Annotated in this window: 10 protein-coding genes and 1 pseudogene; 6 read left to right on the forward strand and 5 right to left on the reverse strand. The window is 67.0% G+C overall.

All coding sequences use genetic code 11. The features are described from left to right. The 3 genes and pseudogenes from J5F18_RS10055 to J5F18_RS10065 form a co-directional block, all read right to left on the reverse strand. A pseudogene (locus tag J5F18_RS10055) lies at nt 1-813 on the reverse strand (hypothetical protein); the annotation flags it as partial. Between the two features lie 21 nt (nt 814-834). Beyond that, entirely contained in the window at nt 835-1,614 is a 780-nt protein-coding gene (locus J5F18_RS10060; RefSeq protein ID WP_346302099.1) for a hypothetical protein, read from the reverse strand. Next, nucleotides 1,611-2,198 (reverse strand): DUF4255 domain-containing protein, encoded by a 588-nt coding sequence (locus tag J5F18_RS10065; RefSeq protein ID WP_346302100.1) that lies wholly within the window; start codon nt 2,196-2,198, stop codon nt 1,611-1,613. The genes J5F18_RS10060 and J5F18_RS10065 overlap by 4 nt, the downstream gene beginning before the upstream one ends. Here J5F18_RS10065 and J5F18_RS10070 point away from each other — a divergent pair. The 4 genes from J5F18_RS10070 to J5F18_RS10085 all read left to right on the forward strand — a co-directional run bounded on the left by J5F18_RS10070 (nt 2,197) and on the right by J5F18_RS10085 (nt 6,375). Next, nucleotides 2,197-2,643 (forward strand): IS30 family transposase, encoded by a 447-nt coding sequence (locus tag J5F18_RS10070; RefSeq protein WP_346302101.1) that lies wholly within the window; start codon nt 2,197-2,199, stop codon nt 2,641-2,643. The genes J5F18_RS10065 and J5F18_RS10070 overlap by 2 nt on opposite strands. 420 nt (nt 2,644-3,063) lie before the next feature. Then, on the forward strand, nt 3,064-3,465 hold the full coding sequence (locus J5F18_RS10075; RefSeq protein WP_346302102.1) for a transposase: 402 nt from the start codon (nt 3,064-3,066) through the stop codon (nt 3,463-3,465). Between the two features lie 328 nt (nt 3,466-3,793). Beyond that, on the forward strand, nt 3,794-4,975 hold the full coding sequence (locus tag J5F18_RS10080; protein WP_346302103.1) for an acyl-CoA dehydrogenase: 1,182 nt from the start codon (nt 3,794-3,796) through the stop codon (nt 4,973-4,975). A gap of 182 nt (nt 4,976-5,157) precedes the next feature. Further along, nucleotides 5,158-6,375 carry a CaiB/BaiF CoA-transferase family protein gene (locus J5F18_RS10085; protein ID WP_346302104.1) on the forward strand — a complete coding sequence of 406 codons (1,218 nt, stop codon included), beginning with the start codon at nt 5,158-5,160 and terminating at the stop codon, nt 6,373-6,375. 209 nt (nt 6,376-6,584) lie between these two features. On the opposite strand, the gene J5F18_RS10090 is transcribed toward J5F18_RS10085, so the two are convergent. Further along, a complete protein-coding gene (locus J5F18_RS10090) occupies nt 6,585-7,418 on the reverse strand; it encodes a pyruvate, water dikinase regulatory protein (RefSeq protein WP_346302210.1) in 834 nt (277 codons plus the stop codon). 251 nt (nt 7,419-7,669) lie between these two features. On the opposite strand from J5F18_RS10090, the gene ppsA reads away from it, so the two are divergent. Continuing rightward, nucleotides 7,670-10,042 carry a phosphoenolpyruvate synthase gene (gene ppsA / locus J5F18_RS10095; RefSeq protein ID WP_346302105.1) on the forward strand — a complete coding sequence of 791 codons (2,373 nt, stop codon included), beginning with the start codon at nt 7,670-7,672 and terminating at the stop codon, nt 10,040-10,042. Nucleotides 10,043-10,207: 165 nt separating this feature from the next. Continuing rightward, nucleotides 10,208-11,974: a gamma-glutamyltransferase gene (gene ggt / locus J5F18_RS10100; RefSeq protein WP_346302211.1), complete on the forward strand. Its 1,767-nt coding sequence runs from the start codon at nt 10,208-10,210 to the stop codon at nt 11,972-11,974. Here the strand turns inward: ggt and J5F18_RS10105 are convergent. Continuing rightward, nucleotides 11,971-14,167, reverse strand: a 2,197-nt coding sequence (locus J5F18_RS10105; protein WP_346302106.1) for a hypothetical protein, incomplete at its 5' end; no start/stop codon positions are given. The two genes, ggt and J5F18_RS10105, sit on opposite strands and share 4 nt — an antisense overlap.

The raw sequence follows: 14,167 nt of genomic DNA on the forward strand, positions 1-14,167 counted from the left end.
GAACGCGGCCAGGCCGCTGCTGCCGTTCACCTCGTCGGCGACGCCCTGATAGGCTGTGTTGTCGGGCGGCGCGGTGCCGTCGGTCCCGCCGGTCAGGGCGATCAGGAAGCGCGGTCCGTCGACCGAAGGCTCGGTCGGGTTTTGCGCAGCGTCATCGCACAACGCCAGCAAGGCATCACGTACGGTCACGGCGCTGTCGGCTCCCGCGCCGAACTCGCACGAGACCGGGTTGGTCAGGAAGTCATTGCGCTTGGCGGGCGTGGGCGGCAATTTCTCCGCCAGGCTGTTCTCGCTCGCTGGATCGGTCGAGATTTCGTCATGGATGCGGATCACCGGCCCATCCGGGCCGCCGTTGCGTACCAGCAGGTCGAACTCGGTCTGTTCGGCGTCGCGCCAGACGATCTCGAGCGTGAAGTCGCCCATTGCGCCCAGAAAGCGGGCCCTGAAGGTGAGGACGGGGAGCGGAGTGTCGTCATCGTCGTTGTCGGCGCTGATACTCGCCGCGGCCGGCGCAGCGCCTCCGCCCGCCGCCACCCGCGCGACGAAGAGTTGCTTGCCGCCGTTGTCGAAAAAGGCCCGCGCTGCGATCGCGGTGTAGTTGGGCTGGGGGTCGTCGCCGAAAACCAGTTCCCGTACATCGCCGTAGACCCGCGAAAACTCGCCGAAACTGGTGACCACCTCAGGCATTCCGCGCACGGGGCCGTAACGCGTCGGGCCGACGATGCCGGCCACGCTGGTGCCCACGCCCTCGATCGATTTCGAACGGAAGCTGACTTCCTCGACAAATACGCCTGGTGCAAGATATTCGGCCATGATCGCCTCCTGGATAATCGATCAAGCTGCCAGTACGCTCACATGCGTGCTGCCATGTGACTGGAGTCGACGCACTTCACCGGGCACCACGCGCAGAGGCACCGCGACGGCGAAACCGTCGTCATTGGAAAAATGGCCAATCTGCATCGGAACCAGGTCCGCCGGATCGACCGGTGCGTCAGCATCTGCGCTGGCGGACGCGGACAGTTCGAGTTGCGCCGTGTAGTCCTCGATGCTCTCGGGCAAGGCGGGCAGCCGGTTCAGCGGAATCATGAAATCACCTCGCTTGTCGGCTTGGGCGCGGAACCTCAGGCTCACGTTGAGCGCGGTGGTCACGGTCAGTGTGAGCACGGCCCACGCCACCGGCCGGCCGTCGTCCGCGAAGAGCAAGGTGCCGAACACGCCGCCGCCCCGCCCGAGTCGCGTTCCCGACGGTGACGGATAGAGCACGCAGGCATGGCCCTCTCCGCTGCCTGCGGTGAGGTTCAGCCGGCGCGGGTTGTAACGGCCGCGCGGATCGAAGACGTCGGCAACGAAGGCGAAGGGATCGGGCGCGGGACGCGCGAGTTCCTCCACGCTGGCCTCTCCGGCGACGATCGAGGCGCCCATCCGGCGCCACATTGCGGTACGGCCCGGGGTGTGGCGCAGCTTCAGATCGGACGGAGCGGTGCTTACCTCGAGCTCGATCGCGCCGGGCACGCGCTCCATGTCGCTCGCATTCTCCGCAGTGGTGCCGTCGAGCCAGTACAGGACATCGCTGGCATGGAGGATGACGGTTTCGAACACGGTCAGTGTCTTCATGGCTCCCCCACCGGAAAGACGCGGGTCACCACCGGCGGGCCCTCGACGTGCTCGGGCACCAGGCGCAAGCGCACGGTGCGTGCCACGTAGGGCACGGTGAGCGTATAGGGCGTCTCGAAGACGTCCCAGATGCGCATCAGGTCTTCGGTGCTCATCTCGTCGGGCGAGATCGTCACCAGTTCGCGTTCGCCCCAGTCTGCGTCGGTGGCGCCGACGTGGGACACGTCGAGCTGGCTTTCATTGGCAAGTGCGACCATCGCCCAATTGATGAGGTCGGCTTCGATCGTGGCGCTGCGCGCGTTGGCGATCAGCAGGAAATGGAGATTGACCGGAAGCTCGGGCTGGCGCCCGCCGATGTCCGTGCCGCGGCGTGGAAAGCTGCGGCTGCGCCCGTGAGGGTCGATGGTGATGCGGTGCAGATAGATGCCAAGGAGGTTGCCTGTCAGGTGGTCGGCAATATCGCCACTTCCGAGCAATGCCACGCTGGCATTGGTCGGCGGATTGCCGAGCTCTTGTGGCAAACGCCGCCTGAAAAAATCCTCGAGCGCGACAAGAACCCCATTGACTCCCCTGTAGGACGCCATGCTACGTTTTCCCCCATTATCTTGTTCGCTTCGCACGCGTGCGTGCCGAATTCCGGAAACCAGGATCTCAGCGGAGCTGACGCAAGCGGACATGGTCCAGCTGCTGAAGCCTCGCCGGGGGGCGGTGAAGACCATCACCCTGGACAATGGCTCGGAGTTTGCCGGCCACGTAGCCGCAGGCAAGGCGGTGACCGCAGAGACCTATTTTTGCGATCCCTACTGCTCCGGGCAGCGTGGGAGTAACGAGAACACCAATGGCCTGATACGGCAGTACTTCCCCAAGGGAACGGACTTCCGCCAGGTCACCGATGGCGAGTTGCGCAAGGTGGTCAAGAAGCTGAATGACCGCCCTCGAAAGCGACTCGGTTATCGGATACCGGCACAGGTGTTCCTGGGGGAGTACTCAGGAGCCCTGGACACCTCAGGTGCTGCACTTATTGCTTGAATTCAGACAATTAAGAACAACAGCTACCGCACGTTGGCGAAGTTGTCGCCTCGCTAATTGAGAAAACTAAATTTTAGGTAAAAATGTTAAGCGTTGCCTAAATAATCATTATTTCCGACTAGAATAGACCACCAGTATTTTGTGCTTCAGATCTTTTCATAACATTTCGGAAATTAGATTAACGGAACCGATCTAAGTGTATCGGGTGGCTTCCAGGGTGTGCAGCTCATTGTATTGTGGCGGGCGTACGTGGCCTGCAACTGGGCTTTTTCGACTGGTTTTCCCGGGTTCGACACTTCCAGCCCGATTTTGGCCTGAAATCGGTATCTGAGGTCTTGAAATTCAGTAAGTTAACAACTTCCTGTCCTGATCTCTGCAGTGGCCCGATGACCGGATCCCGACGGTCTGCAGCGGCTGCTGATGGATGATTTCGCCCTGCACAAGGGCCACCGCTACGACACCGTGGTCGCCTGCGCCGACACCCAGCAGGTGGTATGGATCGGCGAAGGCTGCTCCCGCGATGCGATCCGGCCGTTCTTCGCGTGGCTGGGCAAGGCGCGAGAGCAGATCGAGGCCGTCGCCATGGACATGAACTCGGCCTTCGATCTCGAGGTGAAGGACCAATGTCCCAACGCCAAGGTGGTCTACGACCGCTTCCACGTAGTGGCCAAGTGCGCCCTATCCCGGCACCCTCGGGCGCATCGAGCCCGGCGCCCTGGCGGACCTGCTGGTGGTCGACGGCGACCCGAGCCGAAACCTCGACTTCCTGCACGACCCGGAGCGCCACCTGCGGCTTATCATGAAGGGCGGTCGCATCTATAAGGAAAGTCTTGCCTCGTCGTAGCGCATTTCGAGGCTCGCCAGCGCCCTCATGGTGCAGTGCGGCAAGCCGGTTATCAGCCTGACCGTTGCCCAAGACAAGCGATATTTTATATGCACTTGTTTTCAATCAAATATTTTTTCTTTGGCCCGGTTTTCGCTTTGTATTGGGCATGGTCGCCGAATCTTCCGGCGACCACCGAGTGAGCTGGCGTGCTCCTCCTGGTCCCCTTCGGGGGACCTTTTTTATGCTTGGCAGAGGGCGGCTGTTGGTCTACATTTACAAAAAATGTAGACATTATTCGTGCCATCCCATCACGGAGCCCGCGCCATGAGCCAGATCACCCCCGTCACCTGGGACGATCCCTTCCGCCTCGTCGACCAGCTCAGCGAAGACGAGCGTATGGTCCACCAGACCGCCCAAGACTACTGCCAGGAGAAGCTGCTGCCGCGGGTGCTGGAGGCCAACCGCCACGAGATATTCCATCGCGAGATCATGAACGAGATGGGCGAGCTGGGCCTGCTGGGCGCGACCATCGACGGCTACGGCTGTGCCGGGCTCAACTACGTCAGCTACGGGCTGATCGCCCGAGAGGTGGAGCGGGTCGACTCCGGCTACCGCAGCGCCATGAGCGTGCAGTCGAGCCTGGTGATGTACCCCATCCACGCCTTCGGCAGCGAGGCCCAGCGGGAGAGGTACCTGCCCAGGCTGGCCAGCGGCGAGTGGGTGGGCGCCTTCGGGCTCACCGAGCCCGACCACGGCTCCGACCCGGGCGGCATGGCGACCCGCGCCACCCGCATCGACGGCGGCTGGCGCCTCAACGGCACCAAGACCTGGATCACCAACTCGCCCATCGCCGATGTCTTCGTGGTGTGGGCCAAGGACAACGAGGGGGTGATCAACGGCTTTATCCTCGAGAAGGGCATGCAGGGGCTCTCCGCGCCCAAGATCGAGGGCAAGTTCAGCCTGCGTGCCTCCATCACCGGCCAGATCGCCATGCAGGACGTGGAGGTCTCCGATGACCAGCGCCTGCCCAATGTGACCGGCCTCAAGGGCCCGTTCTCCTGCCTCAACCGCGCCCGCTACGGCATCGCCTGGGGCGCCATGGGCGCGGCCGAGGCGTGCTGGCATGCGGCACGCGACTACACCCTGGAGCGCAAGCAGTTCGGCCGCCCGCTGGCCGCCAATCAGCTGATCCAGAAGAAGCTCGCCGACATGCAGACCGAGATCGCCCTGGGCCTGCAGGCGGCGCTGCGGGTGGGGCGCATGATCGACGACGGCCAGCTGGTGCCCGAGGCGATCTCGCTGATCAAGCGCAACAACTGCGGCAAGGCGCTGGAGATCGCCCGGGTGGCCCGCGACATGCATGGCGGCAACGGCATCAGCGACGAGTACCACGTGATCCGCCATATGATGAACCTGGAGGCCGTCAACACCTACGAGGGCACCCACGACGTCCATGCGCTGATCATGGGTCGCGCCCAGACCGGCCTGCAGGCGTTTACCGGCTGATCCAGCCCAACAACCCGCTGACGATAACGAGGGGCGCCGGGGGTAGGGCGAAGAGGAGGTCCGAGGACCATGGATGGCCGAGGTAGCGTACAGGGAGGTATTCATAGCGCCTCCTCGACGGCCTGCCGCCGGGTCAGCCCCGAGTGGTGCCACTATTGGCACACGGTAGCAAGGAGCTCAAGATGAGCGGACCGCTGGAAGGCATCACGGTGCTCGACATGTCGCGGGTGCTGGCCGGCCCCTGGGCCGGCCAGCTGTTCGCCGACCTGGGCGCCCGGGTGATCAAGATCGAACATCCCGGCCGCGGCGACGACACCCGCGGCTGGGGGCCGCCCTGGCTGGCAGATCTGGAGAAAGGGCAGGACGACCTGGAGCGCACCGCCGCCTACTACCTCTGTGCCAACCGAGGCAAGCACTCCCTGGCGGTGGACATCGCCACCGAGGAGGGGCAGGCGCTGATCCGTCGGCTGGCCGAGGGCGCCGATATCCTGCTGGAGAACTTCAAGGTCGGGGGGCTGGCGAAATATGGCCTCGACTACGCCAGCCTGCATGAACGCAACCCCAGGCTGATCGGCTGCTCCATCACCGGCTTCGGCCAGGACGGCCCCTACGCCTATCGCGCCGGCTATGACTTCATGATCCAGGCAATGGGCGGGTTGATGAGCCTCTCCGGCGAGCCGGACGGCATGCCGATGAAGACCGGGGTGGCGATCACCGACGTGATGACCGGGCTCTACGCCACCGTGGGCGTGCTGGCGGCGCTGCAGGAGCGGGCCCGCACGGGGGTGGGGCGCCATGTGGACGTGGCGCTGCTCGACGTCCAGGTGGCGACCCTGGCCAACCAGGCCCTCAACGCCCTGGTCAGCGGGGAGTCTCCCCAGCGCCACGGCAACGCCCATCCCAATATCGTGCCCTACCAGGCCTTCGCCTGTGCCGACGGCCACCTGGTGCTCACCGTGGGCAACGATGCCCAGTTCGCCCGCTTCGCCCGGCTGCTCGGCCGCCCCGAGTGGGCCGAGGACCCGGCCTACGCCAGCAATGCGGCCCGGGTGGGCAATCGCGAGGTGCTGGTGCCGATGATCCAGGCGATCCTCATGACCCGTGGCCGGGACGAGTGGCTGGACGAGCTGGAGGCTTGCGGCATCCCGGCCGGCCCCATCAATACCCTGACCGAGGTGTTCGCCGACCCCCAGGTGCAGCATCGCCGGATGCGCCGCACCCTCAGACGCGGCGAGCTCGAGGTGCCCCAGGTGGCGAGCCCCTTGCGCTTCGACGGCGACTCCGCCACCAGCGAGCTGGCGCCGCCGCGGCTCGGCCAGGACAGCGAGGCGATCCTCGCCGAGATGGGCCTGACGCCGGACGATATCGCCCGGCTCAGAAGGGCAGGGGTGGTTCGTTGACAGCGCCCAGCTGCAAGCGGCCTGCTCCCAGCGGCCCTTCGAGCAGCGCCTAGCTGCATGGCAGTTGTGGGAGGCCGGGTCCCCCGGGCGAATGGCGCCGCAGGCGCCCCGTCGGTGATGCTAGCGTTACTGTCTTCCGCCGGGGAGGCCTTCGGCCTCCATTCGCTCGGCAAAGCCGACCTCCCACAATACTCTGCGGCGCTCGGCGCTTACCGTGGCGAAAACCGCCGCGTCAGTCCCATCTCGGCGATCATCCGGGTGGAGATCTCCTCCACCGAGAAGCGGGTGGTGTCGATGAAGGGGATGTGCAGCTGACGGTAGAGCCCCTCGGCCTGGCCCACCTCCTGCATGCACTGGTCCATGGAGCTGTAGCGGCTGTTGGGCCGACGCTCGTGGCGAATGGCCGCCAGCCGGCGCGAGTCGATGGTCAGCCCGAACAGCTTGTGGCGATGATTGGACAGCGCCGCGGGCAGCTTGAGGGTGCCATCCTCGTCGAGGTCGTCCTCGGTGAGGGGGTAGTTGGCGGCGCGAATGCCGAACTGCAGCGCCAGATAGAGCGACGTCGGCGTCTTGCCGCAGCGTGAGACGCCGATCAGGATCACGTCGGCCTTGTCGTACTGGTGGGTACGGGCGCCGTCGTCGTTGTCCAGGGCGAAATGCACCGAGTGAATGCGGTCCATGTAGACCTCGTCCTGGCCGATGGAGTGGGTGCGGCCCACGGTGTAGCTGGACTGGGTCGCCAGCTCCTGCTCCAGCGGCTCCAGGAAGGTCGAGAAGATGTCGATCTTGAAGCCGTCGGCCTGGCGGATCACCGCGCGGATCTCGCCGTCGACGATGGTGTCGATGATGACCGGCTTCTCGCCATCGTGAACCGCCGTGCCGTTGATCACCTCCACCAGCTGCCTGGCCTTCTCGACCGAGTCGATGTAGGGCTTGGTGATCATGCGGATCTCGACGTTCTCGAACTGGGCCAGCAGGCTGCGGCCGAGGCTCTCGGCGGTGATGCCGGTGCCATCGGAGATGAAGAAGGCGGTACGGGTCATGAGGGGCGCCGTGGTGTGGTGGAGAAATCGGGTCATTGTCGGCGCCGCGGTCACCGCGAACAAGGGGCGATCGGTCGGGGATATCGTTAGGCGACTACAGGAATCCGCGAAATCGGCACATTGTTGTAAAAATCCTCCAGTGACTTCGCTGTTAGACCAATGGCGAATATAGCGGCCGAGTTGGTAGAGTGCTCAGCATCTCGTCGTGCCGCCTGGCATGACGACCTGTCATCGAAAGCCAAGGGGGTCTCGTGGACAATTACATTCTGTGGTTCGATGAACTGGGCATGGACGATGTCGAGCGGGTCGGGGGCAAGAACGCCTCCCTCGGCGAGATGATCTCGAACCTGGCGGGCGCCGGCGTGACCGTACCCGGCGGCTTCGCGACCACCGCCCACGCCTACCGCGAATTCCTCTCCCACGAAGGCCTCAACGAGCGCATCAATGCCGCGCTTTCCACCCTGGACGTGGACGACGTCGCGGCGCTGGCCGGGACCGGTGCCGAGATCCGCCAGTGGATCATCGACACACCGCTGCCGCCGACCTTCGAGGGGCACCTGCGCACCGCCTATGAGCAGCTGATCGCCAGGCACCCCAACCTGAAGGTTGCCGTGCGCTCCTCGGCCACCGCCGAGGATCTGCCGGATGCCTCCTTTGCCGGCCAACAGGAGACCTTCCTCAATATCGAGGGCTTCGACAACATCAAGCGTGCGGTCCACGAGGTCTTCGCCTCGCTGTTCAACGACCGCGCCATCTCCTACCGGGTTCACCGTGGCTACGCGCATGAGAACGTGGCGCTCTCCGCCGGCATCCAGAAGATGGTGCGCTCCGAGACCGGCGCTTCCGGTGTGATGTTCACCCTGGACACCGAGTCCGGCTACCGCGATGCGGTCTTCGTCACCGCCTCCTGGGGCCTCGGCGAGACCGTGGTGCAGGGTGCCGTGAACCCCGACGAGTTCTATGTTCACAAGCCGACCCTGGCCGCCGGCCGTCCCGCGGTGCTGCGTCGCAACCTGGGCTCCAAGCTGATCAAGATGGTCTATGGCGAGGAGGCCAGCGCCGGCAAGTCGGTGCAGACCGTCGACGTGCCGCTCAAGGAGCGCGGTCGCTTCTGCATCGGCGATGAGCAGGTGATGGACCTGGCCCGCCAGGCGCTCACCATCGAGCAGCACTATCAGCGTCCCATGGACATCGAGTGGGCCCTGGACGGAGACGACGGCAGGCTCTATGTCGTCCAGGCGCGTCCCGAGACCGTGGTCTCCCAGCAGGAGGGTGGCAAGCTCGAGCGTTTCCAGCTCAAGGAGAAGGGTCGTACCCTGGTGGCCGGTCGCGCCATCGGCCAGCGGATCGGGAGTGGCGCGGTCAGGGTGGTCTTCTCCCCGGACGACATGGAGAAGGTCCAGGCCGGCGATGTCCTGGTGACCGACATGACCGACCCCGACTGGGAGCCGATCATGAAGCGTGCCTCGGCCATCGTCACCAACCGTGGCGGCCGCACCTGCCATGCGGCGATCATCGCCCGCGAGCTCGGCATTCCGGCGGTGGTGGGCTGCGGCGACGCCACCGAGGCGCTGGCCGACGGCCGCGACGTCACCGTCTCCTGTGCCGAGGGGGACACCGGCCACGTCTACGAGGGGCTGCTGGAGTTCGACCGGCGGGTGACCAGCGTCGACGCCATGCCCGAGATTCCCTTCAAGATCATGATGAACGTCGGCAACCCCGACCGTGCCTTCGGGTTCGCCAGCCTGCCCAATGCCGGCGTGGGCCTTGCCCGCCTGGAGTTCATCATCAACCGCATGATCGGCGTGCACCCCAAGGCGCTGCTCGAGTACGACACCCTGCCGGCCGACCTGCAGCAGACCATCGACCTGCGCACCGCCGGCTATGCCGACCCGGTCACCTTCTACGTCGACAAGCTGGTCGAGGGCATCTCCACCCTGGCCGCCGCCTTCTACCCCCAGCGGGTCATCGTGCGGCTCTCCGACTTCAAGTCCAACGAGTACGAGAACCTCATCGGCGGCAAGCTCTACGAGCCCGGCGAGGAGAACCCGATGCTCGGCTTCCGGGGGGCCGCCCGCTATATCTCCGACTCCTTCCGGCCCTGCTTCGAACTGGAGTGCCGGGCGCTCAAGCGGGTCCGCGAGGAGATGGGCTTCACCAACGTGGAGATCATGGTGCCCTTCGTGCGGACCACCGAGGAGGCGCGCCAGGTGGTCGAGCTGCTGGGTGCCAATGGCCTGAAGCGCGGCGAGCATGACCTGAAGGTGATCATGATGTGCGAGCTGCCGGCCAACGCCCTGCTGGCCGAGGAGTTCCTCGAGCACTTCGACGGCTTCTCCATCGGCTCCAACGACCTGACCCAGCTCACCCTGGGGCTGGACCGTGACTCCGGCATCGTCGCCCACCTCTTCGACGAGCGGAATCCGGCGGTCAAGAAGCTGCTCGCCATGGCCATCCAGGCCTGCCGCGCCCAGGGCAAGTACATCGGCATCTGCGGCCAGGGGCCGTCGGACCATCCCGACCTGGCCAAGTGGCTGATGGAGCAGGGCATCGACTCCGTCTCGCTCAATCCCGACGCGGTGCTCGAGACCTGGTTCATGCTGGCCGGCGAAACCCTGGGCTAAGGCGCCAGGGGAAGAAAAGACGCCCGGTCGACCGCCGTCGACCGGGCGTCTTTCGTCTATGCTGACAGTTCCCCTCACGCCCCCCTGCGACAAGGAGCCTGTCCCATGAGCGTCCCCGCCGTTCCCTTCCGCCGCCGCCTGCTGGTGCCGGCCACCGCCGCGCTGATGCTTGGCCTGCCCTTTGTCGCCCAGGCCGAGGTCGCCTTCCAGTATGACCTGCCGGCCATCGCGCCCGAGGTGGCCTCCGAGATCGAGGAGAAGCCCGGCTGGGCCACCGAGCGCTTCGCCGTGGCCGCCGCCAATCCGCTGGCCACCGATGCCGGCTACCAGGTGCTGCGGGCGGGCGGCAGCGCCGTCGACGCGGCCATCGCCGTGCAGATGGTGCTGACCCTGGTGGAGCCCCAATCCAGCGGGATCGGCGGCGGCGCCTTCCTGATGCATTTCGATGGCGAAACAGTCAAGGCCTACGACGGCCGCGAGACCGCCCCCTCGGGCGTGGATGGCAGCCTCTTTCTGGACGAGGAGGGCAGTCCCCTGGAGTTCATGGAGGCGGCGGCCAGCGGCCTCTCGGTGGGGGTGCCCGGCACGGTGCGCATGCTGGAGCTGGTCCACGCCGAATACGGCAGGCTGCCCTGGGCGGAACTCTTCGGCCCGGCCATCCACCTGGCGGAGGAGGGCTTCGTGGTGAGCCCACGCCTGGCCACCAGCCTGGCCAGCGAGCAGCCGCTGCGTGACGATCCCCTGGGGGGCGCCTTCTACTATCCGGACGGCGAGCCCCTCGAGGCGGGGGTGACCCTCAAGAACCCGGCCCTGGCCGCCATCCTGCGCGAGATCGCCGAGCAGGGCAGTGCCGCCCTGCACGAGGGTCCCATCGCCGAGGACCTGGTGGCCCGGGTGCAGGGGCATCATAGCCGCGGTGGCGTCATCACCGCGGAGGACCTGGCCGGCTACGAGGCGAAGCAGCGCGACCCCCTCTGCACCGCCTGGCAGGCCTATGAGGTCTGCGGCTTCCCACCACCCTCCTCGGGCCATCTCACCCTGATGCAGATCCTGGGCATCCTGACGCACCTGCCCGAGGTGGAGACGCCGCTGGAGGAGGGGATACCCGGCGAACCCTGGCTGCACCAGTTCCTGGAGGCCTCGCGCCTGGCCTTCGCCGACCGCGGCAAGTTCATCGCCGACCCGGACTTCGTCGAGGCCCCCGGCGGCGACTGGACGACCCTGCTCGATCCCGACTACCTGGCGATTCGCGCCGAGCTGATCGGTGAGGAGAGCCTGGGCAGCGGCGGTGCCGAGCCGGGCGATCCCGGTGCCCTCGAGACGGCCTGGGCGGTCCAGCCGGCGCAGCCGGAATACGGCACCAGCCATATCAGCATCATCGACGAGCACGGCAACGCCATCGCCATGACCACCACCATCGAGGCCGCCTTCGGTTCGCGTATCCTGGCCGACGGCGGCACCGGGCTGCCCGGCGGCTACCTGCTCAACAACGAGCTCACCGACTTCTCCTTCGAGCCCGAGGACGAGGCGGGCCGCCCCATCGCCAACCGGGTCGAGCCCGGTAAGCGGCCTCGCTCCAGCATGAGCCCGACCCTGGTCTTCAGCCACGACAGCGGCGACCTGGTGGCCAGCCTCGGCTCGCCCGGCGGTGCCGCCATCATCCACTATACCGCCAAGGCGCTGGTGGCGATGCTCGAGTGGGGACTGGACGCCCAGGAGGCACTGAACCTGCCCCATGCCATCACCCTGGGCGGCCCGGCCTTCCTGGAGGAGGGGCGCTTCCCGGCCGCCACCCTGGAGGGCCTCAATGCCCGCGGCCATGACGCCAGCGAACGCGAGCTGGTCAGCGGCCTGCAGGCCCTGCAGATCACCGAGGAGGGCTTCTACGGCGGCGCCGACCCGCGTCGTGAAGGGGTGGTGATGGGCGACTAGCCGGGCCGGCTGTCCGGCACCAGCTCTTCCAGGCGCCTGGCGAGGCCGATCTCGGGATCGGCCAGCAGGGCGCGGCCGACGGCGAGGCCCAGCTCCCGGTAGGCCTCGAACTGCTCCTCGGTGAAGAACTGATCGCGGGTCGGCTCGTTGGGAAAGCTGGAGCTGCGGTCGCGGTAGCCCATCAGGCGCAGCGGCAGGCCGGGTATCAGCGCCGACTTGACCAGCACCAGGGTGCCGCGCTGGGCCGGATGGTCGCCGTTGGCGGGATAGTGGATGCGCCCGACCAGGTGGGCGTGCCGAGCCAGGCGGGCGCCGACCGGGTAGGCCACGGCGTCGCGGGGGATCAGGGGGTCCAGCGGGCCTCCGCCCAGGTCGGCGGGATAGGTGCCGCGCTGGGTCTCGTAGCAGTGATCGAACACGATCTGGACGCCGAGCAGCTCGCGACAGCGCGACAGGGCCAGCTGCAGGGAGGCGAAGCGCGATCCCTGGTCCTGGGAACCGTCCACCGCCACCACCAGCCGGGTACGGCGGCGCAGCAGCTCGAACAGGCCCAGGTTCTCGAAGTGGCCCCCGTCGCTGAGCTCCTGGAATCGCGCCGTTTCGTGGTGGCCGCAGGGCAGGAAGGCGCAGAGCCCGGGCCACAGCTGGCTGGCCGGCAGGGGCCAGCGCCTGGCCCGCCCGGGATCGGGATGGGCCAGCCAGTAGCCCAGGCGCGCATTGAGCAGCGCCATGGCCAGCGCCACGGGACGCGAGCGGGTCTTGCCCACGCCGCCGAACCCCGTATTGGGGTTGGCCGCGGCGCCGGAAATGGCCATCGCCGTGGCCAGGGTCAGCCGGCTCTCCGGATAGCGGTCCGTGGCGCGCCAGCCGGTCACGGTGCTGCCGCAGAACAGCGGGCTGAGGACGAAGTTGTCACCGCCGATATCGCGGCGCCGCGCATTGCCGGCGTTGACCAGCACCAGGTTGGTGTTGATCAGCGGGAAGGGCACGCGCTCCAGCGCCTCGCGACAGGCCGAGAGCGTCAGGGTGTCGGCAGCGTTGGGCGCCGGCCCGCCCACGCCGGCCTCGGTCTGGCGGACCCCGGCCATGTAGGCCTCCATGAGGCGGTCGCGATAGTAGCGGTGCACCGTGAGATGGTTCGGATGACAGAGCAGGCCGAAGAGCAGCAGGCCCGCGAGGGCCAGCATCGGGGCCCAGGGGTATTCCTTCGCCAGCGGCAGCAACAGCAGGGCGAGCTCGTGGGCCAGCAGCAGCACGCCGGCCAGCAGCAGGCCCGCGGCGAGCATCGCGCTGCGCCATGGCTGGCGTTCCGGTTCCGCCTCCTGGAACTGGTGCTGACTGCGGGAGAAGGCAAAGCTGGCCAGGGCCGTGCCTCCGAGCAGGGCCCCGATGCCGCTCGCCGGGGGGCCGGCCAGCAGCAGGCCCAAGGCCCCCGACCACGACAGCAGCGGCAGGCCGCCGATCAGCGCCAGGGCAATGACCAGCACGGCGCCGAAGCCGGCCCAGGTATCCCAGAGGCGGCGCATGTCGTAGCCCATCAGGTGCAGGAGGCGCTGCAGGCGGCCGGCCACCGGATAGCGCTCGATCATCACCAGGCAGCCGCTGAGCAGGCCATAGAGCAGCGCCAGCAGGCCGAAGGCCGTCAGCATCATGCCCGCCAAGCCGAGCAGGGCCACCAGGCCCTGCCAGGGACCCTGACCGGTCGGGCTTGACGCGGCGAGTTCGACGGCGAGCACCGTCATCAGGGCCAGCACGGCGAGGATCGAGACGGGGCGCGGTCGTTCCAGGGCGCGCTCCAGGCCCGAGGGGGGATGATCCGGCCCGTGACGCGTCAGCCACCAGTAGAGCAGGCCCGCGGCACAGAGCCCCAGCGCCAGCACCCCTCCGCGCCACAGGATATCCCACAGGGGCGCCAGCTCTGGCGATGTCTCGGCATCCAGCTCTGGCGATGTCTCGGCATGATCGCCGTGCAGCAGGACGATCAGTCCCAGCAGCAAAAGGGCCAGCAGGGGCAGCCAGAAGGCCAGCTGCAGGAAGGCGCCCCGGACCACGGCACTGAACAGCGACATCAGGGTGATGCCGTGACCGGGGGTCAGGTAGCGGCCGTGGCGTCGCAGGTGGTCGAGCCGCGCGAAGGGGGAGGGCGGCTCGGTTTCGGACGAGGCGCCGGGGGAGGGCGGCTCGGTTCCGGAC

The sequence above is a fragment of the Halomonas sp. BM-2019 genome (genome assembly GCF_017584085.1).